Consider the following 24,785-nt stretch of genomic DNA (forward strand, 5'->3'; position numbering starts at 1 on the left):
TGACCGTCGGGTTCTCCAACGCCAGCTTCAACCTGGCGGCGGCCTGCGGCGCGCCATGCTGGCTGCTCACCTCGTCCGACAACTGGGCGCGGCTGGGGGCCGACCACTATGCCTGGTACAGTCAGGTGCGAATGCTCTGGCCCCCGGCCGCCGGCGACTGGGACACCCTGATGGGCGATCTCTCCGCGGCTCTGGCGGAGCATGTCGACGCAACGGGCCGCCCCGCCGCGGCCAGGGCGCGAGGCTAGGATGGCGATCTTCGACTCAGGTCCCGTCGGCGACGCCGCCGCCCCCGAGAAGCTGGCCCGGCTGCGGGCCGAAATCGCCTCGGCCAACGCCCTGCGCGAAGCGCTCAAGCATCTGCAGATCGGCCTGACCCACGCCGGCGCAGACAGGTTCGAGGAAGCTTGCGCGGCGGCGCAGGAGGCGCTGACCCATGACCCCAACCTGGTCTACGGCTGGCACCTGCTGGGGATCGGCCACGACAAGCTCAATCAGCGCGCCCTGGCGCTGGACGCCTATGAACGGGCGCTGGCGCTGGCGCCCGCCGATCCGGACATCGCCCATGACCTCGGGCGGCTGGCCTTCAAGATGGAGATGCTGCCCCAGGCCGAGGCGCTGTTCCGCCACTGCCTGAGCCAGAAGCCCGGCGCACGCGAACCTTCGAACAATCTCGGCGCCCTGCTGCGTCGCCAGATGCGGTACGACGAAGCCATCGAGGTGCTGCGCCTGGCCCTGCTGGCCGAGCCCGAGGCCGCCATGCTGTGGCTGACCCTCGGCACGATCGTCGGCGACAAGGGCGACATCGACCAGGCGGAAATCTTCTACCGCGAGGCCCTGCGCCTGGAGCCCGACTACGCCAAAGCGCATTACAACCTCTCGAACATCCTCTTCACCAAGAACCAGCCGGACGAGGCGATGAGCCATTGCCGGCGCGCGATCGAACTGTCGGATGTCGCCCAGGACACGTCGATGATGCGCTTTGCGCTCTCGACCATGCACCTGGCCAGGAGCGACCTCGACCAGGGCTGGACCTATTACGAGGCCCGCCTGGAACCGACCTATGCCGAGCCGATCCACTTCGTCGTCGATCGGCCGCGCTGGACGCCGGGAACCGATATCGCCGGACGCCACCTGATGCTGTTCGGCGAGCAGGGCCTGGGCGACGAAATCCTGTTCGCCAACGTCATCGACGACGTGCTGGCCGAACTCGGGCCGGACGGCCGCCTCACCATGGCGGTCACCGATCGGCTGCTGCCGTTCTTCCAGCGCAGCTTCCCCACGGTCCGCTTCGGCGCCCACGCGACCCTGAAGGGCGATGGCCGCGCCTTCCGCGGCGCTCAGTTCATCAAGGACTGGGGCGACGTCGACCTCTGGGCGCCGCTGGGCGCGATGCTGAAGACTCATCGCGGCACGATCGACCAGTTCCCTGAGCGCCCCGCCGGCTACATGCGGCCCGACCCGGAGCGCGTGCGGCGCTGGCGCAAGACCCTGGCGCACCTGCCGGGGCTGAAGGTCGGCGTCCTCTGGACCAGCCTGGTCATCGATTCCAGCCGGCACCTCTATTTCTCGCCGTTCGAGCAATGGCGGCCCGTCCTGCAGACGCCCGGCGTGAGCTTCATCAACCTGCAGTACGGTGATCAGTCGGAAGCCATCGCCTATGCAAGACAGGCGTTCGGCGTCGACATCCATCAACCGCCCGGGATCGACCTGAAGAACGACCTGGACGACGTGGCGGCCCTGGCCTGCGCGCTGGACCTGACCCTGGGGTTCTCGAACGCGACGTTCAACATCGCCGCGGCCTGCGGCGCGCCGGCCTGGCTGATCGCGATCAAGAAGGCCTGGACCCTGCTCGGGACCGACCGATACCCCTGGTACAGCCAGGTCCGGACCTATTCCCCCCCAGCATACGGCGACTGGGAAGCGGTTATGGCGCAGATCGCCGGCGATCTGGCTCAGGAGGCCGGCCGGGGAACGGGAATCGCCGCGGCGGGTTGATCGGGCGAAGGGCGTCGCTGCGACGCTCGATGCCAGGAGAAGCCGCGATGCCAGGTCTGCGCGACGACGACGGCTACGACGATCAGGACGGCGCCGAGACCTTCGACGAGGCCAACCTCGACGACCGCGAACAGATCGGCGAGATGCGCACCTTCGAGGAGATTCCCGACCTGTTCGACGCCACCCGCGCGGACGGTGATCGGGACGACGACGAAGCCCGGGCCATGGACGCCACGGACTTCGACGAGGACGAATTCGACGACGACGCCCTCGAGGAGGACGACGAACTCGACTATCGCGCCGCCGCCGACGATGGCGACGAGGACGAGGACGCCTTCGACGAAGACCAGCTCGAGCCCGATTCGATCGACGGCCTGGACGAGGTCGCCGACGCCGAACTCGTCTCCGGCGGCGAGGACGACTTCACGAACTTCCAGTCCAAGGCCGTGAGCGACGACGACCTGCGCCTGATGGGCTATGCCCGCGCCGACGGCGCCACGAGCCGCGACCAGCAAGCCGAAAGGGCGCTGGAGACAGGGCTTGAGGACACCTTCCCCGCCTCTGATCCCGTCTCGGTCACCAGGCCCCGACGTTAGGTAAGCCCCGCGACCTTTGCGACAAAGGCCGGCGAACACCGCTCAATCAGCTTGAATGTCCCGCTTGGGTCTTTAGTTTGAACCCAGGTTGAAACATTTGTTCGAAACGGGCGTCATACTCGCCCGTCGCAAGGAGCGCGAATGAGCCAGCGTTTTGAAGGCACCGACAATTACGTCGCCACCGAGGACCTCAAGGTCGCCGTCAACGCCGCTGTTGCGCTGGAACGGCCCCTGCTGATCAAGGGCGAACCCGGCACGGGCAAGACCGTGCTGGCCTATGAGATCGCCAAGGCGCTCGACGCCGAACTGATCACTTGGCACATCAAGTCGACCACCAAGGCCCAGCAGGGCCTCTACGAATACGACGCGGTCACCCGCCTGCGCGACAGCCAGTTGGGCGACGAGCGGGTCAAGGACGTCCGCAACTACATCAAGAAGGGCAAGCTCTGGGAGGCGTTCACCGCCGGCAAGCGCCCGATCCTGCTGATCGACGAGATCGACAAGGCCGACATCGAATTCCCCAACGACCTCCTGCAGGAGCTCGATCGGATGGAATTCTACGTCTACGAGACCAATGAGACGATCAAGGCGGTGATCCGCCCGATCGTGATCATCACCTCGAACAACGAGAAGGAACTGCCGGACGCCTTCCTGCGCCGCTGCTTCTTCCACTACATCCGCTTCCCCGACGCCGAGACGATGAACGAGATCGTCGAGGTCCACTATCCGGGCATCAAGCAGAAGCTGGTCGCCGAGGCGCTGCGCATCTTCTACGACATGCGCAAGGTGCCGGGCCTGAAGAAGAAGCCGTCGACCTCGGAACTGCTCGACTGGCTGAAGCTGCTGATGGTCGAGGACATCGACGAGAACGCGCTGAAGGAAAAGGATCCGACCAAGCTGATCCCGCCCCTGCACGGCGCGCTGCTGAAGAACGAGCAGGACGTCCACCTGTTCGAGCGCCTGGCCTTCCTCGCCCGTCGCGAGGGCGCCGGGACCCGTCCCGGCCAGCAATAGGCTTACGGCGAATTCACTCGACGTTTCAAAGCGCTCCGGTCACCGTCGCCCTGACGAGACCGGAGCGTTTTTCGTATGAAGACCACCCTGCTGATCGCAGCTTCCGCCATGGCGCTGACGGCCTGCACCCGCGATGCGTCGCATGCGGTGACCAGGCTGGACTGCCCTGGCAAGGAAGGGGACCTGACCCGCGTCAGCAGCGCGCCGGACGGTAAGACCTGCGTCTATCGCTCGCCTGACGGCGCGCAGGTCAGCCTCGAGCTGACGCCCGTCGTCGATTCGGCCCAGGCGACCTTGGCCAGGATCGAGACCGACCTGCGCAGCACCCCGGGCCCGATGACGCCCGACGCCGAGGCCGCCCAGGCCGAAGTCAGCGCGACCATCGCCGAAGCCGCGGCCCTGAAGGCCAATGTCGGCGCCATCGCCGCGGAGGTGGCCCGCGTTCATGCCGAGGCCGCCGCCGACGCCGGGATCAGCCCCTCATCCAAGGGGTCAGGCGCATCGGACGGCGGAAGCAACCGCATCGACCTTCCAGGCGTCCATGTCTCGGAAGAAGGCGACAGCGCCAATGTCCGGATCGGGCCGCTGCGCGTCGACGCCAACGGCGACGACACCACCGTCAACATCTATCGCGACGTGCGCATGAAGGGCGAAGCCTTCTCGACCCAGAAGCGCGGGGTCCGCGCGACCTTCATCTATACCGGCAAGGACCTGCCGGCCGGCTATCGCTACGTCGGATACGAGGCCGGCGGGCCGAAGACCGGCCCGCTGACCGTCGCCAAGGTCCGCTCCAAGCTGAACACGGAGTCGGGCGACAAGATCTATCACGACGTCCAGGAGCTGGTGCGGCGCAACGGCGGGGTGTGAGGCCCCCTACCCCGCGGCCTGGACCTCCACGACCTTGTAGGTCAGCGGCCGGCCGTCCTCGTCGGTGACCGTCACGTACTCGCCGACGGCGAAGCGATGCTCGCCCAGCCGATGCACCGGCTCGTCGTCCGACGAGCCGCCTTCGTCATAGTCGAAGAACCAGCGGGTCCCGCGGCGCGCCAGACGGCCGTCGGCGGCCTCCTCGTCCGGCGCGAAACGCCGCACGACGCATTCGGCGCGCGCCTTGGCGTAGGCGTCGGCGTCGAGCATGCCGTCGGGCGTCAGCGGCGCGGTCAGGGCGTAGCCTCGATGATCATCGCCGCCCGCAAACTCAGTGCCAGGATTGCGGGCGAGCCGCATCACGATGCGCGACAGGGTCATGACCTGAACCTCAAGTTCTAGTGAGAAAGAAAGAGCGACGGCTGCTCCGCCGACAGCAGGGTGCGCGTCGTGCCGCCGAAGATGAACTCCTGCAGGCGGGGATGCCCGAAGGCGCCCGCGACCAGGATGCCGGCGCCGGCCTTGCTGGCCGCATAGAGCAGCAGGGGCGCGGCGTCGCCGCTGTCGGGCAGGACGTCGACCTCGGTCTTCACTCCGCGCGCGGCGTAATAGGCCTGCAGCCGATGCGGATCGAAGCTGCGGGAGGTCGCCTTCGGCGCGGCCAGGATGACCACGCGGGACGCCTTCTCGAGCAGCGGCATGGCCAGGCGCGCGGCGCGCGAGGCTTCCTTGCCGCCGTCCCAGGCGACGGCGACGGGGCCGCCCACGGCGAAGCCCTCGCGCGCGACCAGCACCGGGCGTTGTTCGTCGGCCACCATCTGCTGGAAGGCCTCGGCCAGCGGCCCGCGGCCGCGGGCGGAATCGTTGTTGAACACCACCACGTCGGAGAGCCGGCTCTCGGCCGACAGCCCCGCCCAGACCGGGGTCTGCAGCGAGATGAACTGGCCCTTGGCGTAGGGCGTCGCGGCCATGGCGGCGCGGGCGTTCTTCTCGCCGGCGACCGCCGCTTCCTTCAGCGACTCCAGCGCCGTGGTCTGGACGCCGCCCAGAAAGCCCTCGCCCATCCAGGGCATGACGTCGGCCACGTCGGCCGGGGTGTAGACGCCCGCCAGCTCCGCGCCGAACGGCTCGGCGAGTTTGGCCGCAGCGGCGATAACGGCCTTGTCGCCTTCGCCTCCCGACAAGGGAGCCATGATCCTAGCCCAGCTCATCGCACTTCCTTTCTCGACCCGGTCTTGTCCTCATCTGGAGCCTCAATCGCACGCCGCGCATTGATCTTTGGCAAGTCCTGGGTCAGTTCACGACCTTGACCATGGAAGGAACGCATCGGTGAGGAAAGGGCTGCGTACGTCACGCAAGGAACCGCGCGCCTGGCAGCGGATGCTCTCGGGGCGCCGGCTCGACCTGCTGGACCCCTCCCCCATGGACATCGAGATCGAGGATATCGCCCACGGCCTGGCGCGGGTCGCGCGCTGGAACGGCCAGACGATCGGCGAGCACGCCTTCTCGGTCGCCCAGCATTCGGTGGTCGTCGAGGAGATCTGCGCGCACATCCAGCCGGACCTGGAGCCGCGCTGGCGCCTGGCCGCCTTGCTGCACGACGCCTCGGAGTATGTGATCGGGGACATGATCAGCCCGTTCAAGGCGGCGCTGGGGGTGGATTATAAGAAATTCGAGGAGCGGCTGGAGACGGCGATCCACGTCCGCTTCGGCATCCCGGCCAAGGCGCCGCCGGCGGTCAAGAAGCTGATCAAGCAGGCCGACCGCGCCTGCGCCTTCTTCGAGGCGACCCAACTGGCAGGTTTCAGCAAGCTGGAGGCGCTGGAGTTCTTCGACGCCCCTCCGGCCGGCTACGACCTGGTGATCGAGCCGCTTTCGCCGGCGCAGGCGCAAAGCCGTTACATTCAGCGTTACAATGTCCTGTCCGAGGCGGCGGGATTCGCATCCGGCTCCGCGGACGCGGCGTTCGACACCGAGTAGCTCCATGACCCTGATCGTCTGCGGTTTGGCCGAGGTTCCCGCGATCATCGCCGCGCGCGCGCCCTCGCACATGATCACCCTGCTCGACGCCGCCAGCATGATCGAGACGCCGCAGGGACTGCCCCCGGACCGCCACCTGCGCCTCTCGGTCAACGACATCGCCGAGCCGATGGAGGGCCTGATCCTGCCCAGCGCCGACCTGGTGCAGCAACTGCTCGCCTTCGGCCGCGCCTGGGACGCCCGCACGCCGATGATCGTGCACTGCTGGGCCGGGATCAGCCGCTCCAGCGCCAGCGCTTTCATCCTGGCCTGCGACCGCAATCCCGACGCCGACGAACGGCTGATCGCCCTGCGGATGCGCCAGGCGGCCAAGCACGCCTATCCCAACCGCCGCATCGTGGCCCTGGCCGACGACATCCTCGGCCGCCGCGGCCGCATGGTCGACGCGGTCGAGGCGATGGGCGACTACGAGTACAGCGGCTACGGCGTCCCGTTCGACTTCGCGGCCACCCACTGATGGAGCCGGCCGCCGTCGTCATCGGGCTGTCGGCGGTGGTGGTCGCCGTGCGCGACGGCGATGCGGTGGTGCTGACCGTGCGCGCCGAGGGCCAGCTCGCCAGCCTGCCCTTCGGCCCCTTCGACCCCGACGCCCACCGGACTTTCGAACTGGCCCTGCGCGCCTTCGTGACCGCCCAGACCCGCTTCGACCTGGGCTATGTCGAACAGCTCTACACCTTCGGCGACCGCGGCCGCGACGCCCCGCTGGCCGACATGGGCCAGGGCTCGGGCGCGGCGCGGGTGATCTCGGTCGGCTACCTGGCCCTGACCCCGACGCCGGTGGACACCACCGCCCCGGACACCACCTGGTCCGACTGGGCGCGCTTCTTCCCCTACGAGGACTGGCGCGAGGGCCGGCCGGCGGCGCTGGACGAGCTGGAGCCGGCCCTGCGCCGCTGGGCCGCCGGGCGCCTGGAGAAGCTGGCCCGCGCGCGCCTGCTGTTCGCGCTGGACGGCGCGCCCTGGAACGAGGAGCGGGTGCTGGAGCGCTACGAGCTGCTCTATGAGGCGGGCCTGGCGCCCGAGGCCGCCCGCGACCGGGCCGAGGCCCCCGGCACGCCCTCCGAAGCCCTGGCCGCGGCGCTGGGCGAGCCGATGCTGTCGGACCACCGGCGGATCCTGGCCACGGCGCTGTCGCGCCTGCGCGGCAAGCTGAAGTACCGGCCGGTGGTGTTCGAGCTGATGCCGGACGCCTTCACGCTCTCGGCCCTGCAGCGCGCGGTCGAGGCGATCGCCGGCGTGCCGCTGCACAAGCAGAACTTCCGCCGCGCCCTGGAGCGGGCCGAGCTGGTCGAGGGCCTGGGCCGCGTCGATTCCGAGACCGGCGGGCGCCCCGCCGAGCTGTTCCGATTCCGCCGCGAGGCGCTGAGCGCGCGGCCGGTCTCGGGCCTCTCCCTGCCGCTGCTGCGCGACTAGCCTCAAATAAATGTAATCACTGTTCAGTTTCCCCTGCGGCGCCCCCTTGAAGCGCGCGGCGATGGGCTCACTATGCTTCGAAACAAAGGTATGGGGAGTAACGCCGATGACCGATCAGCGTGCGTGGAGCATCGTTGAGACCTCCGCCTTCGATCCGATCGCCCGGGTCAGCCCGCACGGCCGGCTGAAGGACCTGCGCGAGCAATGCCCGGTGCACCGCGACGAGCCGGTGAAGACCTGGTTCCTGACCCGCTACGGCGACGTGCGCGAGATCGTCAACGACCGCAGCCTGTGGCGCCACGGGAGCCGCTCGGAGGAAGGCGCGCTGCTGCGGCGGATCGACCGCGACGACGAGGGCGAGCGCATCGACAGCATCCTGACGCTGGACGAGCCCGACCACAGCCGCGTGCGGCTGCCGCTGGCCAAGGCCTTCTACGCCCGCATCAACGCCATGAAGCCGCAGATCGAGGCGATCATCGACAAGGTGATCGACGAGGCGCCGGCCGACCGGCCGTTCGACCTGATCGCCGACCTGGCCATCCCGATCCCGATCCTGGTGATCGCCGCCATCCTGGGCGTCGAGGAACAGCGGTTCCGCGAGTTCCGCGACTGGTCGGAGGCCTCGATCCTGGGCCTCAACCCCCTGCGCACGCCCGAAGAGACCGCGCGCATGGAGTGGGGCTCGGCCAAGCTGACCGACTATTTCACCGAGCTGATGGCCGCGCGCCGCGCCGCGCCGAAGGACGACCTGATCAGCGACATGGTGGCGCTGCAGGCCGGCGGCGCGCCGCTGTCGGACGGCGAGATCCGGGTCAATCTCTCGGCGTTGCTGATCGGCGGCAACCTCACCACCACCGACCTGATCGGCAACGGCGTCTGGCTGCTGCTCAACCACCCGCAGGAGTTGGCCAAGCTGAAGGCCGACCCCAGCCTGGCGGCGGCCGCCGTGGAGGAGATCCTGCGCTACGATTCGCCGGTGGCGATCACCAACCGGGTGATCTCCGATGAGCGCGAGGTCGGCGGCTGCCCCATGCACCCGCACCAGTCGGTGATCGCCTCGCTGCACGCGGCCAACCGCGACCCGGAGGTGTTCGAGGACCCCGACCGCTTCGACATCACCCGCAAGCACGCCCCCCACGTCGCCTTCGGCGGCGGCAGCCACATCTGCATCGGCGCCCCGCTGGCCCGCATCGAGGCCAAGCAGGCGCTGGTGCGCCTGTTCGACCGCTTCCCCGACCTGCACCTGGCCGGCGAGGAGCCGACCTGGCGCGCCCTGCCGTTCTTCCGGGGGATGGAGGCGTTGGTGGTGGCGGGGTGATGGGCGCGAGCGCGGCAGGCAGCGTCGTGCGCGCCGTTCCTAGGCGGCCTTGATGTCGGTTTTGGAGAATTCGTCGCCGACAAAAAGCAGGGGCCGCCCAAGCTCGCGGGCCAGAGCGTAGGCGAAGCAGTCGCCAAAGTTCAGCGAGGCGGCGTGAATGCCCTTGCCCCAGCGCGCGTAGGCCTCGGCGACCTTCGCCGAGCCGGCCCCTGAAACCGACACGATCTCGAAGCCAAGTCCTTCGACAAGCGCCGTCATCTCGCCACCGATGTTGCGGCGGGCCGCCACGATCATGGCCTCCGCCAAGGTGCCGGCGGAGATCATCACCTCGGCCTGTCCCTCAAGCGCTGCGATGCAGCGCTCGGCGTCCGGTTCGTCGAGGAGGATCGCCATGAGGGCGGAGGTGTCGACGATCATCACTCTGGCAGGCCATCGTCGTTGTAGAGGAAGTCCTGGCTTCTGGCCGCGCTGGCCCCCTCGACCGCCTTTTGAGAGGCCAGCCGGCGGAGCATCTCCATGACCCGGCGGCGGGCTGCGCGGTCGCCGACCGATTTGATGGCCACCAAACGAGCCACCGGCTGGCCATGGCGGGTCAACACGACTTCATCGCCGGCCTCCGCCCTACGCATGAGATCGGTGAGTTGGGCCTTCGCATCGCTTACGGAAATCTGCACAGCCAGGCTCCGGCTAGATGGTGGACCATTTCGTAGAATATAGACCATTGGATGGTCCAATTCAAACTGGCTTCCCAGGAAGCGGAATGGGAGACAGGTCCTCGGGGAATCCCGCACTGGCCCTGCCCTGTGGCCCGCCAGCACCACGAAGGTGAAAGCGCCACTTACTGGCTTTGGCGTCCGGCCACAGAGCGGGCGTTCGCCCCCCTCACCTCCACCCTGATAGGCCCTCGAAAGTTGCAAAGGGAGACATTGCACTTCAGTCTGAGTTTCGCGCTGGTGAAGCTAGCCGTTTGAGGTCAGACCAAGATGCGACTGCGATGGTTGAGCTGCGGGTTGGGGGTGTGCCTTTCTGCATTCGCATCCACGGCCGCGCAGTCTCAGGTCCCCCCGAAAGCTGACGCGAGCGCGCCATGGCGCGCGCTCGTCAGCGCGACGAGGGCCGGAGAGATCATCCTGCAGGATGTTTGTTTGCCGGCCATCGCCGAGGGGCGGTCGCTCGACGAACTGACCAGCGCCCAACGGCTGTCACCTATGCCGCCACGCTCGGCGAACGTGGGGGCGAGCGACCGTGTTTGGCGCATGGGTTCCCTTCGGGGCGTGTACGCCGTCGGATGGTCTGACGGGGCCTGCACGACCTTCGTGGACCAAGGAGACTCGCCCCAGCTTCGACAGATGGCCGAGGGCGTGATCCTGGCGCGCCCCGAGGGCTTCGCGCGTGGAAAGACCGAGGTGGTCGATGCCGGGGAAGTGGAGAGAACCGTCTTCTGCGCCCGAACGCCCAGTGGTCGCATCGTGGCGAGCATCGCCACCCCCGTCGGCCGGGCGGAGCGCGGGACCCGCGCCTTGGCCTCGACCGTGTATCGCGCCGAAGGGTGGAGCAATCTCTGTGAGCGGGAGCCGACGAGTTAGCGTCAGATTGGCGCCAACGGCGGACTTCGGCTCGCGGCCGACAAGCGGGGGCACGGGCAATTCCACGTCGCCCCCGCAGCGTGAGGGTCAATTCGGCGAGCGCTTGAGGAACGCGATCAGGCCCGCCGGGTCGTTCGTGAAGATCGCGCTCATGCCTAGCTCGCGGTTGATGCGCCAGCCGGCTTCGTCGTCGACGACGTCGGAGATCACCATCACGCCGGCGTCGCGTAGCTGCTTCACCTCGTCCGCGTCCGTGACCTTGGAGCTCAAGGTCAGACAGCTCGCGTGATGCTGGCGCAGGAGCGGCAGATACGCGCCCTTTTCGGCCTTGGCGCCCAGCAGGCAGGTGCGGATGCGCGGGTTGATCTCGTGCATCGCGTCGAGCGTCCTCCAGTCGAAGGACTGAAGGATGAAGCGGTCCTCCAGACCATGCTTGCGGACGGCGGCCTCGACCAGACGGGCGAACGCCACGGGATCGACCTGCCCCTCCGCCGGCTTGGGCATCTTGGTCTCGCCGAAGAACAGCGCCGGGGTGTCCTTGTAGCGGGCGAACACGGCGTCGGGCGTGGGCATGCGCGTCCCCGGAACCGGCGTTTGTGTCGGATAGATCGCCCGGTGCTTCGATCCGCAATCGAACTTGAGCACGTCGGCGAGCTTCATCGCCCGGATGGGGCCCGGCGACACCCCGGAACCGGCCTCGGGCGTGCAGAAGGTCGCGTTGACGGTGGGATCATGCTGAACGACGAGTTGGTCGTCGGCGGTCACGACCATGTCGAACTCGAGCATTTCGGCGCCGAGCCGGATGGCGTGGTCGAAGGCCGGCAAGGTGTTTTCCGGCATCAGCAATGCGCCGCCGCGGTGGGCGATTACGATCGGCCGGCCGGGCTCGGCTCCGTGCGCCACGGCGTACGGCATGAGCATTGCGGCGGAGGCGATGAGCGAGAGAAGCGGCCGCATGATCAGAAGTCCGCCTTGAGGGTGAGGTAGAAGTAGCGGCCGACCGCGTCCATGAAGGCGACGCCCTGGGCGTTTCCTTCAGTCTGGTTCGGAGCGGCATAGGTCCACTGAAGCACCGGATGCTCGATCCTGTTGTTGGTGAAGTTCCTCACGCCGAACTGGACGCTGTATTGATCGGTCGGACTGAACATCAGGCTGAGATTGTGGGTGAGGTACGCAGGAACTTCGGACTTCTCGCGGGTCTCGTCCGACTGGTCGTTGATGTTGAAGCGGCTGGCCGAGGTGTAGGTGGTGTTCACGCCGAGCCGGAACCGCCCGATCTCGTACCCGGCCGTCAGCGTGCCTTTGAACTTCGGATTGTTCCATTGTCCGGCGGCGTCGCTGCCCGCGCCGCCGGCCTGGGCGACCGTGGTCTGTTCGAGCAACTGCGATCCCATGAAGCTGAGGCGAAGCGTGCCGTCGCCAACCGGGACGCGGTAATTTGCGGAATAGTCGATCCCCCGTGAGCGGCGGGCCGCCAGGTTGGCGAACTGCGCCTCCACATAGTCCACTTGGCCGGCCAAGTGGCCGGGGCCGCTGGTCGCGTGGCGATGCACGTACCGGCAGTAGCCCATGTCCGGGCCGCCGCTGGCGTCCACGCAGTTGTTCATGATCGTGGTGTAGGCGATCGAGGTGACGACGTTCTCGATGTCGATCGCCCAGTAGTCGACGGCGAGGTCGAAGCCGGGGACGAAGCTCGGCTGCAGGACCACGCCGAACGAATGGGTGTCTCCGGTTTCCGGCGTCAGGTTCGGATTGCCGCCGGTGAAGATCCTCGGGGCGTTGAGGTTGGCGTCGGGCAGCGGCCCGGTCCACCCCGGAACCGTCGCCGCGCAATTCGCCGCCCGGTCCTTGTCCTGATTGATGAGGCTGACTTCGCAGGGGTCGGCGATGCTGCCCAGGTTCTGGACGCCGATCGGGGAGAAGAGCTCGCCGAAGTTGGGCACGCGCACGCTGTACGACTTAGCCCCGCGAACGGTCAGGCCGGGGATCGGCGCCCAGTTGAACCCCACCTTCCAAGTGTCCGTGGAGGGGTTGTCGTTGTAGTGGGAATAGCGATAGGCGCCTTCGACCGTCAGCTTGTGCGCGAGGGGCGCCTCGCGCAGCAGCGGAATCACCAGCTCGCCATAGGCTTCGGAGACATTGCGGGTGGCGTCCATCGGCGGATGCACCGAATGGTCCATGCCGGGCGCCCAGATGATGTTGCTGAGCTTGGCCGCATCGGGATCATCGCGCGTGCTGAGCTTTTCCTGTCGCCACTCGAGACCGGCGGCCACCAGCACGTCGCCGGCCGGCAGGCTGAACAGGCTGCCGTCGACGCCGACGCCGGCGTTCAGCATGCGGTTCTTCGTCCGCTCGTGGCGGTCGTACATCGCATAGTCCACCCACGCCTGGCTGGGCGCGTCCGTGGTGTAGAAGTTGAAGGGCACGCACCCGGCCGCGCGCGCGCCGGCGTCGGCGCAGACGACCTGTCCATCCAGCAGGATGGCGTCCCGCCCATACAGCCATTCGCGCTTGCCGAGCATGTTGGTGTAGCGGACCTCGTCCCTCACCTGGCCGTAGCGAACGAAGGCCTGCCAGTTCAGCCGCTCGGTCAGCGGGCCACCCACATCGGAGCCCAGGGTGAAGGCGGTGCGGTCGTGGATCTCCTCCTGGATCGGCAGGTTGGTGTACTGGCGGTTCAGGGGGATGGAGGTCAGGCCGTTCGCCACCATGAACTGGCGCAGCGATTCCGGCAGATAGGGATCGGTCAGCCGCGCGACTTCCCCCGAGTGGCCCGCTCCGGTGGCGGGATTGATCCCCCACCAGTTGGTCGGCCGGAAATCGTCCCGATAGTGCGGCCATGAGCTGCTGCCGCTGACCCAGCTCTTGGCGAGGCCGAACGAGGTGTTCCAGACGATGTCCGGCGTCAGGTCGTAGGAGAGGTTTGCGTAGGCTGAGGCCTTCTTGGACTCGTCGCGGATGGTGATGTTGGTCAGGGTGCCGAAGGCGGTGTCCGGCCCGCCCGCCTGGGTGCCGAGCTCGCCGGTGGTGATGACGCGATAGGAGTCCCGGGGGATCGGCGTCACCTGGCCATTGATCAGTTGGTACCAGTCTCCGTTCCGCGTCGTCCCGCATCCCTGGCGGTCGAAGAGGCAGAAGGTCGAGTAGTTCGACCGGTAGAACTGCTTGGTGTCGACGATGATGTTGTCCGGGATGCCGTCGTTCGGCCCGGTATTGTCGGGATTGACCTGATAGGCCCAGTTCTTCGGGTAGCGGTCGGTGGCCAGCACCGGCGAGGTGTAGATGTAGTTGCCGCCCACCACGACGCGGGCGCGATCATCGGCGAAGTTGAAGCCCGTCGCCGCCGAGAACTGGTACTGCTCGGCGTCGCCCTCTTCGGAAACGCCGGCCGTGGCCGAAGCCGACACCCCGGCCATCTCCTTCTTCATGATGACGTTGACCGCCCCGGTCACCGCGTCCGCGCCGTAGATCGCCGCCGCCCCGCCCGTGACGACCTCGAAGCGTTCGATCAGCGCCGAGGGAATGGTGTTGAGGTCGACCGCCATCGTGCGCGCGCCGCCCGAGACCCAGCGGTGTCCGTCGACCACCACCAGCGAACGGTTCGCGCCCATGTTGCGCAGGTTGATGTTCGCGACGCCCTTGTCATAGGCCTGACTGCGGGAGCTCCATTCGCCCAGGCCCGGGGCGATGGCCGGCACCTGCTTCAGCGCGTCATAGGCGGTGAACCGGCCGAAATCCTTCGCCGCGTCGAACGAGACGACGCTCACCGGCATGGACGAGTCCAGCTCCGGCCGGGCGATGCGGGTGCCGGTGACGAAGAGCGCCTCGACCTCGGCGTCCGCCTCGGACCGCCCGTCCGCGGCGCTCAGCACCGCAATGGCGCCGTCGAAGCTGCGCACCGAGAGCCCGGTGCCCGACAGCAGCCGGTCCATCGCCGCGCGCGTCTCGAGGCTGCCCTGGACCGCGTTCGTCCTGCGCTCGCGGGTGTCGGCGGCCGTCGCGATGATCCGGATTCCGGCCTGGCGGGCGAATTCCTGAATGCCGCTGGAGGCGGGCTGCGCCGCCACATCGAAGTTACGCGTCTGGGCCTGAGCCAATGCAGGAACGCAGAGCATCGCTGCGACCGCCGCGGCGGAAGCAGTCGATCGGAATATGGAACGCACTTGGTGGACCCCCGAAGATTGACGTCTTTCAATCTCTCGACAGGGGCTCTCCCGAATTTGGATCGGGCCTGACGTGTGAAATGTTTTGCTCTGATTTATCTCAGTTTTATTATGATCACGCCGTCGCCGCGTTCCACCTCGCCGCCCGATATCGCCGCAGCCATGCGAGCGAACTCGTCCGGATCGTCCGTCTTGAACAGCCCCACGATCCGGATGTCGCCGATCGCCGGGTCGGCCAGGACGATCTTGGTCCCGTTGATGCGGTTGAAACGGGTCACCGCCACCCCGATCGGGGTGTCGTCGAGGGCGATCTGGGGCGATGCGGCCGGCCGCGCCGGGCCCCTGCTCGCCACCTTCTCCGGACGCGGGCGCGCCTGCGGCGGCGGGTCGAGGGTCAGCGACTGGCCGGCGCGCAACAGCACCGCCTGCTCGCGCGCCTCGCCGGGCCAGACCAGCACGCCGCCTTCCAGCACCTTCACGGTTCCGCCCCGCGGGCCGACCCGCCCGACCGAATAGACAGTCCCGGTCGCCTGGGCGCTGACCTCCCCCGCCCGCACCACGAAGGGGCGGGCCTGATCCTTGGCGACCCGGAAGGTGGCGCTGCCGCTCAGCAGGGTGATCCGCCGGGCGTCCTGCGAAAGGACGACGTCGATCCGCGCGTCGCGCTGCAGCGTTGCGACCGAGCCGTCCTGCAGCTTGACCACATGCTCGACCGCCGGAGCGGATGGCTGGGGGCGCGAGGCGACCAGCGCCCCGACCACGACCAGGGCTGTAAACGACGCGGCGAGCGCAGCGCCGAAGAACATCCCCCGGCGAGGCGGAGGCGGCCGCGCGGCGGCCGGGGCCGCGGCCTCATGGACCAGAACCGGCATCGACGCCCTCGCCGGGGGACGGCCCCCGACCACGGCGTCTTCCATGGCCAGAAACACCGCCCGCGCCCGCGCATAGGCGCCGCGATGACGCCGGTCCGCCGCCAGCCAGACCTCCAGTTCGGCGCGGCCCTCGGCCGTCAGCTCGCCGCACGCGGCCTCGACCGCCCATCGCGCGGCCTGCTCGTCGATGATCCCCGCCGAAATTGCGCTAGCCATTCGCCCGCACCTTCCTCGGGGCGCTCTCCCGATCTTCGTCCTCGGCGTCCTGCTCGGCCATCGACCTCAGGACTTTCTGCAGGCCGCGCACCAACAGGTTCTTCACGTCGTTCTCGCTCACGCCCAACCGCTCGGACGTTTCCTTTCGCGTCAGACCCTCGATGCGCCGCAGCTCGATCACCCGGCGACAGGTGTCGGAAAGGTTCGAAAGCAGCGCATTCACCCGTCGGAGCTCCTCGGTCGCCTCCAGCGCGCGATCCTGCAGGGGCCTGTTATCGATGACGCCAAACCAGTCGTCTTGGCTCACGGAGACCAGACTGTTTCCGCCGGCCCGGCGCGCCATGTCCGTGGCCGCGGTATGGACGGTGCGGTGAAAATAGGCGGCGGGGTTGTCGATGTGGTCGACCCGCGCCAGCCCGGCGATCCGGCAATAGGCTTCCTGGATGACGTCTTCCGCATCGACCGCGCCGCGCCAGCGCCGCGCCAGCCATTTGCGCATGGCGCCTTCGTGGGGAACGATTTCCCGGGCGATCCACGCCGTAATGATGTCCCGCTCGCCGTTCATCGGATGCGACCGCCCCCGTGGAATGCGGGCCGAGGCAGACGCCGGTAGCCGCAGCGGCGCTTCTAAAGCGGCTCTACGCAACAGTTTGATGATGGTCGGCGGCGGGCGGCGCGTCGTTGAAGTCGCCGGCGGCCTGGTCGGGCCGAGCCAGAGGGCCAAGCCGGCCGATTAGCCAACCGCGCCGCTTCGGTAGAAAAACTGAGGGGACTAAACTCCTATCAAACTCATAGGAATTTCTATCCCCACGGCTTGGCGGGCGACAGGAGACATCCCATGAGTGCTGATGGACACTTGGCTGTAGACGGCGGCTCGGAATTCCTCTGGTACATCCCCAACACCGTCGCCCCCGGCCACCGGGGCGATGACGCCGAAGAGCATCCCAGCAGCCTGGAGACCCTGACCGCCCAAGCGCTGGCGCTGGAGGACCACGGCTGGCGCGGGGCCTTGCTAGGGTCCGGCTGGGGCCGGCCGGACACCTTCACGGTGGCCGCGGCCCTGAGCGCGCGAACCACCACCTTCGAGCCGCTGATCGCCATCCGGCCGGGCTATTGGCGGCCGGCGAACTTCGCCGCCAGCGCCGCCACCCTGGACGAACTGACCGGCGGCCGGGTGCGGATCAACATCGTCTCCGGCCAGGACAACCTGGCGGCCTACGGCGATTCAGAGGGCGATCAGGCCCAGCGATACGATCGGACCAGGGAGTTCATGCGACTGACCCGCCGGTTGTGGACGGAGGAGGACGTGACCTTCGAGGGCGAGCACTTCCAGGTGAAGGGCTCCACGGTGGCGCCCCGGATCACGCCCCGCGGCGAGCGGCGCCACCCGAAGCTCTATTTCGGCGGAGCGTCGGAGGCCGCCGAGCGCACCTCGGCCACGGAGGCCGACGTGCAATTGTTCTGGGGCGAGCCCCTGGACGGCGTGAGCGAGAGGATCGCCCGGCTGAAGGCGCTGAGCCGGGATCTCGACCGTGACCTGCCGCCCCTGGAGTTCGGCCTGCGCATCACCACCCTGGTGCGCGACACCACCGAGGAAGCCTGGGCCGACGCCGAGGCCAAGGTCGCCGAGATGGCCAAGCGTCAGGGCCAGGGTTGGGGCGACCACCGCCGCTCCAAGGCCGTTGGCCAGCAGCGACTGCTGGACCTGCATGCGCGCGGCGAGGTCCTGGACGACAACCTCTATACCGCGCCGGGCAAGTTCGGCGGCGGCGGCGCGAGCACGACCTGGCTGGTCGGCTCGCCGCAGGATGTGGCGCGCTCTCTAAAGAAGTATCGGGACCTGGGCATCCGTCACTTTGTGCTGTCGGACACCCCTTATCTTGCGGAGATCAAGCGCCAGGGCCGGGACCTGCTCCCGCTGCTCCGTGACAAAATCCTGACGGAGGCCTGACGGTGGCGCAGACGGCTTCCGACCTCTCCAGCGCGGGGCCCGGGCCGGCCGACGCGCTGCCCCTCCAGCGCTACCGTCGCGACGACACCCCATCGCCGGAGGGCTGGAACCAGACCCTGGAGGTGCTGGTCGCTCATCGGTCGGTGCGGGCCTTTCGTCCCGATCCCCTGCCGGAAGGCGCTCTGGAGACCCTGGTCACCGCGGCGCAGTCGGCGGCCTCGTCCTCCAACCTGCAGGTCTGGAGCCTGGTGGCGGTGGAGGATCCGGAACGCAAGGCCCGGCTCGCCGCCCTGGCCGGAAATCAGCGGCACATCCTCGAGGCGCCGGTCTTCCTGGTCTGGCTGATCGACCTGCACCGGCTCTGGGCGCTGGCGGGGCTGCGCCAGGCGCCTAGCGGAGCCCTGGACTATCTGGAGACCTTTCTCCTGGGGGCCGTGGACACCTCGCTGGCGGCGCAGAACGCGGTGGTGGCGCTCGAGTCCCAGGGGCTCGGGGCCGTCTACATCGGCGGCATCCGCAACAAGCCGCGGGAAGTGGCCGCCGAACTCGGCTTGCCGCCCCGGGTGTTCCCGCTGCTGGGCCTGGCCCTCGGCTGGCCCGATGCGGCGCGGCCGGCCGCGGTGAAGCCACGCCTGCCCCAGGCCTCGGTGCTGCACCGGGAGCGCTACAACTGGGGCGAGGCCCAGACACAAGCCGCATGGGACTACAACGAGGTCCTGCGCAGCTTCCAGAGGGAGCAGGCCATGCCCGAGATCGACTGGACCGAGCAGGCCGGGAACCGGACACGAGGGCCCGAATCCATGGCCGGCCGGCACGAGCTGCGCCAGGTCCTGGCCGACCTGGGGTTCGAGCTGAAGTAGCTGGCGCGCCGCGCACGAAGATGAGATCGCGCAATCCCGAGCAAGAACCCGTCGCCGGCGGTGGACTGCTGCATCGCCGCGCCCTGCTGGTGGCCGGCGGCCTTTCGCTGGGCGCAGTCGAGGTCACCGCGCGGGAGAGCGGCGGTTCGGCGGCGCCGGCCTGGATGAGGACTCAAGGGGCGCCGCTCAGCGGCTACGGCGGGCGGGCGCCGGCCGCCGAGAAGATCGAGCGGATTGTCGGCGACCTCTCCTTTCCAAGCTCCGGATCGTCACGCACGCCGTTGCAGCTCCTGGCGGGAACGATCACGCCGAGCAGCCTCCACTTCGAGCGCCACCATGGCGGCGTCCCGGCCATCGATCCCACGCGCCACGAGCTGCTGATCCACGGCCTGGTGAAGCGGCCGCTGATCTTCCGATTTGAGGACCTTCTGCGCTATCCGACGGAAACGAGGATCTTGTTCCTGGAATGCTCCGGCAACAGCGGCGCGTTAGGCGCCGCAAAGCCGGAACAGGTCAGCGCCGGCGCCCTCCACGGCCTGCTGTCCGGCACGGAATGGACGGGAATCCGCCTTTCGACCCTCCTCGACGAGGCTCAAGTGTCTTCGGACGGCCGATGGGTCCAGGCAGAGGGCGCTGATGCCGCGGCCATGGCCCGCAGCGTGCCCCTGGCCAAATGCTTGGATGACGCGCTGATCGCCCTCTACCAGAACGGCGAGCCCCTGCGTCCCGAGCAGGGCTATCCCATGCGGCTGCTGCTGCCGGGCTACGAAGGCAACACCTCGATCAAGTGGCTGCGGCGCCTGAAGGTCATGGCCAACCCTGCCTTCTCCCGGGAGGAGACCTCCAAATACACCGACCTGCTTCCCGATGGCCGAGCCGAGATGTTCTCCCTGGCCATGGGCGTGAAGTCAGCGATCCTGCAGCCGTCTTTCGGCCTGGACCTGCGGGACCCTGGCTATCATCAGATCAGCGGCCTGGCCTGGTCCGGTCGCGGGCGGATCCGCAAGGTCGAGGTCTCGGCCGACGGCGGGAAAAGCTGGGCGGAGGCGGCGCTGACCGAGCCGGTCCTCTCCAAGGCCTTGACCCGCTTCACCATCCCCTGGGCCTGGAGCGGCGGGCCGGCGGTGCTGATGAGCCGGGCCACCGACGAGACCGGCGCCGTCCAGCCCACGCGAAGCGACTGGCAGGCCAGGTACAAAGGCGGACGCGGGTATCACAACAACAGCATCCAGGCCTGGGGCGTGGATCGGCATGGCCGGGTCAGCCATGTCTACGCCTAGACGCCTGATCGCGATTGCTGTGCTTGCCGGGGCCGGGCTGGGAGGGTTCGCCGTGCTCAGCGCCAAGGAGGCGCCCGCGCCCGAACGGCCCAGCCTGGGGCGCAAGGCGAGCGCGGAGGAGATCGCACGCTGGGAGCTGACGGTCACCGCCGATGGCGAAGGACTTCCCGCCGGCTCGGGCTCGGCGGCCCAGGGCGCTATGGTGTTCGCCGAACGCTGCCAGGCCTGCCATGGCGAGAACGGCGCAGGCGGTCCGGCCGACCGCCTTACCGGAGGGGTGGGCTCCCTGGCCGGGTCCCAACCGATCCGCACCCCGGCCAGCTACTGGCCCTACGCTCCCCCCTTGTTCGACTACATCCGCCGCGCCATGCCGCACGACGCGCCGCAGTCTCTGACCGCCGACCAGACCTATGCTGTCGTGGCCTATCTGCTCTCTGTTGACGGTGTGGTGCGGCCAGACGCGGTCCTCGACGCGACCAGCCTACGCAAGGTGGTCATGCCAAATCGCGATGGTTTCGTCAGCCTGGAGGCGCGTGGCTTCGATGGAAACCTCGAGCGGATCGCCGGCGCGCCCGCGCCAATCCCGCGCGCCATTCGTCGATGAACCGGTCGGGTACGACCTCCCTGTGCGACCGGCTATTAGAAAATCCTATCGATTCCATAGGAAATGAGCGTGGCGACCACTCCGCGGCGGCGATAGCCTTCATCCTGTCGTCGATGAGCGGCGGCCCCAACCCACCTTCACCATCCGCCCCTGGAGACATCATCATGCCAAAGCTCGGTCATCTCACCGTCAGCCGTCAGGGATTTGGCGCCATGGGCCTTTCCGGCGTCTATGGCGCGGCGGAGGACGAAGCGTCGATCCAGACCATCCATCGCGCCATCGAGCTCGGCGTCACCTTCTTCGACACCGCCACAGGCTATGGGAACGGTCACAACGAGACCCTGCTGGGCCAGGCCTTGAAGGGCCGCCGCGACGGCCTGGTCATCGCCAGCAAGTTCACCCACAACAGCGCGAGCGGCGCGCCGGTCCGCGCCCGGGACGCGGTGGAGGCCAGCCTTAAGCGCCTGGCGGTCGATCAGATCGATCTCTACTACCTCCACCGGGTCGACCCGCAGATCCCGATCGAGGACTCCGTGGGCGAACTCGGCCGGCTGAAGGACGAGGGAAAGATCGGCGGCGTCGGCGTCTCCGAAGCCAGCGCCGACGGCCTGCGCCGGGCCCACGCCACCTATCCGATCACCGCGCTCCAGAGCGAGTACTCGCTTTGGACCCGGGGCGTAGAGGCCGAAATCCTGCCCGTGACCCGCGAGTTGGGCATCGGCTTCGTGTCCTACAGCCCTCTGGGCCGCGGGTTCCTGGCGGGCTCGGAGGTGATCGACGCCGACGACCGACGGCGCATCCACCCCCGCTTCCAGCCTGAAGCCGTGGCGGCCAACAGCCGACGGCGCGAGGCCATCGAAGGCGTGGCCAAGCGGCTCGGCGTCAGTATCGGCCAGGTGAGCCTCGCCTGGGTGCTCTCCAAGGGGGTGACGCCGATCCCCGGAACCCGACGCATCCCGCACCTCGAAGCGAACTGGGCCGCCAACGACCTTGTCCTGGACGCCGCCACGGTTGCTGAACTCGAGGCCGTCTTTACACCAGGGTCGACGGTCGGCGAGCGCTATCCCGCCGACGCCCTTCGCCTGGTTCCCGCAGAACCTATCGCCGTCTAGGCGGGATCCGAAGGCGTCCCTAGCCCGCCGACACATCCATAGATTTCAAGAACATGGGATACAAAGTCGAATATTCGACGAAGGAAATATGTACATATTTCATCGCGAAATATGTGTAGTAGCTTTCCTTTTCAGGAATAATATAAATTCTGATGTGACGATTTCATCGTGATGACCTCAATCTTTGTGCCTTATACACGCGCATTGGATGGGGCTTTCTAGAGTGAAACGTTTGACTTACGTGCGGGCGCTGCTCGCCACCACGGCTCTCTTCACGGCGCCATCGGCGCCGTCACTGGCCTGGGCCGACGAGGCCGCGGCAAGCGCCGCGGCCGACGTGGGCGAGGTTCTGGTGACGGCGCGCCGCCGGTCCGAAAAGCTGCAGGACGTTCCGGTTTCGGTGCAGGCCATCAGCGGCGCGACCCTGGCGGCTAAGGGCACGATCGATCTCCAGACCCTGATCGCCCAGACGCCCGGCCTGAATTCGACCGGCGGCAATCCACGCAATTTCTCGGTGACGATCCGCGGCATCGGCTATGCGCCGACCGCCGCCGACGGCCTCGACAACGCCATCGGCGTCTACTTCGACGGCGTCTATCAGGCCCGTCCAGGGCAGGTGCTGCAGGACCTGGTCGACGTCAGCAGCTTCGAAATCCTGCGCGGTCCGCAGGGCACCCTGTTCGGGCGCAACGCCGCGGCCGGGGCGCTGAACGTCACCTTCAACAAGCCGAGCTTCACGCCCAGCCAGTTTTTCGAGGCCTCGCTCGGCAACTACAACTTCCGCCAGGGCAAGGCGGTCATCACCGGCCCCATCAACGACATCATGGCCTTCCGCACGGCGGTGTTCGCGACCAAGGCCGATGGCTGGGTCTCCACGCCGCTGCGGCCCGGCTTCAAAGCCGCCGCGGAGCAGAAGGGCATCTACGCTCCCACCGCCACCGACCACTCCAAGACCGCCGGCACGGAACGTTGGGGGGTGCGCCAGCAGTTCCTCATCGCCACCGGCGACCTGAGCATCAATATTTCGGGCGACCTGAACGTGGAGAGCGACAGTTCCTCGGGCTTCAGTTCGGGCGGCGGGATCGCCGAGCTCTACGGTCCCGGCAATTGGGGCATCAACACCACCGCGGCCCAGCAGACGCGAGTCACGAATGCGCGGAATGCGCTCAGCCAGCTTGCGAACTTCGGCGGGGTGCAGAACTGGAACCCGACGGTGGATCCAGAGTCGAACATCACCAACAACTACAACCACATGCACACCGAGAACGCGGGGGTGTCGGTCACGGTCGACTATGATTTCGATTGGGCGACCCTGACCTCGATCAGCGCTTGGCGCCTGTGGACGTTTGATCCGCCCCAGGACAGCGATTCATCGCCCCTCGACATCTACCAGAACATGGCGATCAGCCGCAGCGAACAACTGAGCCAGGAGTTCCGTCTGGCGTCCAAGCACCCCGGCCCCTTCGAGTGGCAGGTCGGGGCGTTCCTCTACTATTCCAAGCTGAAGGATCACTATGTGGTCCACCAGTTCGGGGCTGACGTCATTCCCTGGTACAACGCCTACAACACCGTAGCCGGGACGGCCTTCACGCCCATTCCGTTGTCGTTCAGGTCCCAGTTGACCGGCGCTCAGATCATTGAAAACACATATGTGGAGAACCGGAATGCGGCCGCCTATGCGCAGGCGACCTGGCATATCAACGACGTCTTGGAACTGACCGGCGGCCTTCGCTACACCTACGACCGCAAGACGGGCAGCAGCCCGGTCGACACCAGCCTACTCCCGACCTCGCTTCCCACAGGCGTGACGAACGCCCAGTTGACGGCGTTCTACAACGCCATCGACGCCGTTCAGCGCAACCCGGGGGTGGTCTATACGACGCCCGGCTATCCCACGACGCCCGCGACCACCGGCTATGCGCTCAACCTGGCCACCTCAGCCGACAACATCTCTGGCACGGTCAGCCTGTCCTACAAGGTCACGCCCGACATCACGACCTACGCCACCTACGCCACGGGATTCCAGGCAGGCGGGTTGGACCTGAACAACCGCTCGCTCGATCCCTCGGCGCCCGCCGTTGCGCCGACGACGACGGACAACCTGGAGGTCGGGGTCAAAGCCTACCTGTTCGACCGTCGCCTGACGCTCAATCTCGCGGCCTATCAGTCGACCCTTGAGGGCTTCCAGACCTCGATCTCCTATATCCTGCCCAACGGAACGCCCCAGCGGGGCGCCACCAATGTCGGCGACATCCGCGCCCGCGGTGTCGAGTGGAGCGCGGCCGCCGTCTTGGGTCACGGACTGCGGCTGACCTTCGACGGGAACTACAACGACGCCGTCTACACCCGGGCGCCCTCTCTCCCGGCTCCGCCCGAGCTGAGCTACAATGGCGTGGCGACCGTCGACGCCAAGGGTCAGACGGCGCCCTATGCCCCCAAGTGGGCACTCTCCATCACCCCCTCCTGGGAAACCCAGATCGGGCCGGAAACGGAGTTCTACACCTATGCGGAGTATTCCTACACCAGCGAGTACGGGACGGGCGTGACCCAGTCGATCTACACCCAGGTGCCGTCTCAGTTTAACCTCAACCTGCGGGCCGGGGTGCGGCTGGACGATGGCAAGTACGACATCTCGGTCTATGCGAACAACGCCACCGACGAGAAGAACATCATCTCTCAGGCCCTGCTGGCGGCGCCCTCGGGCGCCGGGGTGACGGCCTATCTCGGGCGGACCGTCAACTACAACCAGCCGGCCAGGTACGGGGTCACATTGAGGGCGAAGTTCTGACGCCACCGCGCAGCTAGGGAGATTTGGCCGCCGGCGTTTCCGCAACGCCGGCGGAGTCCTCGAGGCCCTGGCCTCTCGCGCAGGCGCCTGACAGCGGGATCGAGGCC

The 24,785-nt window shown here is 67.7% G+C and carries 23 protein-coding genes; 15 read left to right on the plus strand and 8 right to left on the minus strand.

Features of this window, described 5'->3' with window-relative positions; genetic code table 11:
* Positions 1-249: 249 nt before the first annotated feature.
* From RTL41_RS13670 to RTL41_RS13685, 4 genes are all read left to right on the plus strand, one after another.
* A complete protein-coding gene (locus RTL41_RS13670; RefSeq protein WP_312165353.1) occupies positions 250-1,998 on the plus strand; it encodes a tetratricopeptide repeat protein in 1,749 nt (582 codons plus the stop codon).
* 47 nt (positions 1,999-2,045) lie between these two features.
* The gene (locus RTL41_RS13675) at positions 2,046-2,594 is read left to right on the plus strand and encodes a hypothetical protein (protein WP_312165355.1); all 549 of its coding nucleotides are present in this window, start codon (positions 2,046-2,048) and stop codon (positions 2,592-2,594) included.
* Positions 2,595-2,735: 141 nt separating this feature from the next.
* On the plus strand, positions 2,736-3,608 hold the full coding sequence (locus tag RTL41_RS13680; RefSeq protein ID WP_312165357.1) for a MoxR family ATPase: 873 nt from the start codon (positions 2,736-2,738) through the stop codon (positions 3,606-3,608).
* A 75-nt stretch (positions 3,609-3,683) separates the two neighbouring features.
* Positions 3,684-4,475 (plus strand): hypothetical protein, encoded by a 792-nt coding sequence (locus RTL41_RS13685; protein WP_312165359.1) that lies wholly within the window; start codon positions 3,684-3,686, stop codon positions 4,473-4,475.
* Between the two features lie 6 nt (positions 4,476-4,481).
* Here the strand turns inward: RTL41_RS13685 and RTL41_RS13690 are convergent, their stop codons facing one another.
* Both RTL41_RS13690 and RTL41_RS13695 read right to left on the minus strand, forming a co-directional pair.
* On the minus strand, positions 4,482-4,856 hold the full coding sequence (locus RTL41_RS13690) for a hypothetical protein (protein WP_312165361.1): 375 nt from the start codon (positions 4,854-4,856) through the stop codon (positions 4,482-4,484).
* Positions 4,857-4,873: 17 nt separating this feature from the next.
* Positions 4,874-5,686, minus strand: a complete 813-nt coding sequence (locus RTL41_RS13695) for a universal stress protein (RefSeq protein ID WP_312165363.1) — start codon at positions 5,684-5,686, stop codon at positions 4,874-4,876.
* A 118-nt stretch (positions 5,687-5,804) separates the two neighbouring features.
* On the opposite strand from RTL41_RS13695, the gene RTL41_RS13700 reads away from it, so the two are divergent.
* The 4 genes from RTL41_RS13700 to RTL41_RS13715 all read left to right on the plus strand — a co-directional run bounded on the left by RTL41_RS13700 (position 5,805) and on the right by RTL41_RS13715 (position 9,246).
* Positions 5,805-6,455 (plus strand): YfbR-like 5'-deoxynucleotidase, encoded by a 651-nt coding sequence (locus tag RTL41_RS13700; protein WP_409418339.1) that lies wholly within the window; start codon positions 5,805-5,807, stop codon positions 6,453-6,455.
* Between the two features lie 4 nt (positions 6,456-6,459).
* On the plus strand, positions 6,460-6,972 hold the full coding sequence (locus RTL41_RS13705) for a hypothetical protein (RefSeq protein WP_312165365.1): 513 nt from the start codon (positions 6,460-6,462) through the stop codon (positions 6,970-6,972).
* Complete coding sequence (locus RTL41_RS13710) at positions 6,972-7,928, plus strand: NrtR DNA-binding winged helix domain-containing protein (protein WP_312165367.1); 957 nt, start codon at positions 6,972-6,974, stop codon at positions 7,926-7,928. The genes RTL41_RS13705 and RTL41_RS13710 overlap by 1 nt, the downstream gene beginning before the upstream one ends.
* Positions 7,929-8,034: 106 nt before the next feature.
* Positions 8,035-9,246, plus strand: coding sequence for a cytochrome P450 (locus RTL41_RS13715; RefSeq protein ID WP_312165370.1), 1,212 nt, complete (start codon positions 8,035-8,037; stop codon positions 9,244-9,246).
* A 39-nt stretch (positions 9,247-9,285) separates the two neighbouring features.
* Here the strand turns inward: RTL41_RS13715 and RTL41_RS13720 are convergent, their stop codons facing one another.
* Together RTL41_RS13720 and RTL41_RS13725 are read right to left on the minus strand one after the other, a co-directional pair.
* A complete protein-coding gene (locus tag RTL41_RS13720; protein WP_312165372.1) occupies positions 9,286-9,663 on the minus strand; it encodes a type II toxin-antitoxin system VapC family toxin in 378 nt (125 codons plus the stop codon).
* Positions 9,663-9,920: a type II toxin-antitoxin system prevent-host-death family antitoxin gene (locus tag RTL41_RS13725; RefSeq protein ID WP_312165374.1), complete on the minus strand. Its 258-nt coding sequence runs from the start codon at positions 9,918-9,920 to the stop codon at positions 9,663-9,665. Before RTL41_RS13725 ends, RTL41_RS13720 begins: the two co-directional genes overlap by 1 nt.
* 471 nt (positions 9,921-10,391) lie before the next feature.
* Between RTL41_RS13725 and RTL41_RS13730 the strand changes: the two genes are divergently transcribed.
* Positions 10,392-10,832 carry a hypothetical protein gene (locus RTL41_RS13730; protein WP_312165377.1) on the plus strand — a complete coding sequence of 147 codons (441 nt, stop codon included), beginning with the start codon at positions 10,392-10,394 and terminating at the stop codon, positions 10,830-10,832.
* 87 nt (positions 10,833-10,919) lie between these two features.
* Here RTL41_RS13730 and RTL41_RS13735 read toward each other — a convergent pair whose 3' ends face one another.
* The 4 genes from RTL41_RS13735 to RTL41_RS13750 all read right to left on the minus strand — a co-directional run bounded on the left by RTL41_RS13735 (position 10,920) and on the right by RTL41_RS13750 (position 16,648).
* The gene (locus RTL41_RS13735) at positions 10,920-11,789 is read right to left on the minus strand and encodes a glycerophosphodiester phosphodiesterase family protein (RefSeq protein ID WP_312165380.1); all 870 of its coding nucleotides are present in this window, start codon (positions 11,787-11,789) and stop codon (positions 10,920-10,922) included.
* A 2-nt stretch (positions 11,790-11,791) separates the two neighbouring features.
* Positions 11,792-14,947, minus strand: a complete 3,156-nt coding sequence (locus tag RTL41_RS13740; RefSeq protein ID WP_312165383.1) for a TonB-dependent receptor — start codon at positions 14,945-14,947, stop codon at positions 11,792-11,794.
* A gap of 143 nt (positions 14,948-15,090) precedes the next feature.
* On the minus strand, positions 15,091-16,083 hold the full coding sequence (locus RTL41_RS13745; RefSeq protein WP_312165386.1) for a FecR domain-containing protein: 993 nt from the start codon (positions 16,081-16,083) through the stop codon (positions 15,091-15,093).
* The gene (locus RTL41_RS13750) at positions 16,076-16,648 is read right to left on the minus strand and encodes a sigma-70 family RNA polymerase sigma factor (protein WP_312165389.1); all 573 of its coding nucleotides are present in this window, start codon (positions 16,646-16,648) and stop codon (positions 16,076-16,078) included. The genes RTL41_RS13745 and RTL41_RS13750 overlap by 8 nt, the downstream gene beginning before the upstream one ends.
* A gap of 273 nt (positions 16,649-16,921) precedes the next feature.
* Here RTL41_RS13750 and RTL41_RS13755 point away from each other — a divergent pair, with 273 nt between their 5' ends.
* The 6 genes from RTL41_RS13755 to RTL41_RS13780 all read left to right on the plus strand — a co-directional run bounded on the left by RTL41_RS13755 (position 16,922) and on the right by RTL41_RS13780 (position 24,678).
* Positions 16,922-18,034, plus strand: a complete 1,113-nt coding sequence (locus RTL41_RS13755) for an LLM class flavin-dependent oxidoreductase (protein WP_312165391.1) — start codon at positions 16,922-16,924, stop codon at positions 18,032-18,034.
* Positions 18,035-18,036: 2 nt separating this feature from the next.
* Positions 18,037-18,894 (plus strand): NADPH-dependent oxidoreductase, encoded by an 858-nt coding sequence (locus RTL41_RS13760; protein WP_312165393.1) that lies wholly within the window; start codon positions 18,037-18,039, stop codon positions 18,892-18,894.
* Positions 18,895-18,914: 20 nt separating this feature from the next.
* The gene (gene soxC / locus RTL41_RS13765; RefSeq protein ID WP_312165395.1) at positions 18,915-20,174 is read left to right on the plus strand and encodes a sulfite dehydrogenase; all 1,260 of its coding nucleotides are present in this window, start codon (positions 18,915-18,917) and stop codon (positions 20,172-20,174) included.
* A gap of 52 nt (positions 20,175-20,226) precedes the next feature.
* Entirely contained in the window at positions 20,227-20,778 is a 552-nt protein-coding gene (locus RTL41_RS13770; RefSeq protein WP_312165398.1) for a c-type cytochrome, read from the plus strand.
* Positions 20,779-20,942: 164 nt separating this feature from the next.
* A complete protein-coding gene (locus RTL41_RS13775) occupies positions 20,943-21,890 on the plus strand; it encodes an aldo/keto reductase (RefSeq protein WP_312165400.1) in 948 nt (315 codons plus the stop codon).
* A gap of 223 nt (positions 21,891-22,113) precedes the next feature.
* Positions 22,114-24,678, plus strand: coding sequence for a TonB-dependent receptor (locus tag RTL41_RS13780; RefSeq protein WP_312165403.1), 2,565 nt, complete (start codon positions 22,114-22,116; stop codon positions 24,676-24,678).
* Positions 24,679-24,785: the final 107 nt, after the last annotated feature.

It is taken from the genome of Phenylobacterium sp. (assembly GCF_031984885.1).
Lineage (GTDB): Bacteria > Pseudomonadota > Alphaproteobacteria > Caulobacterales > Caulobacteraceae > Phenylobacterium.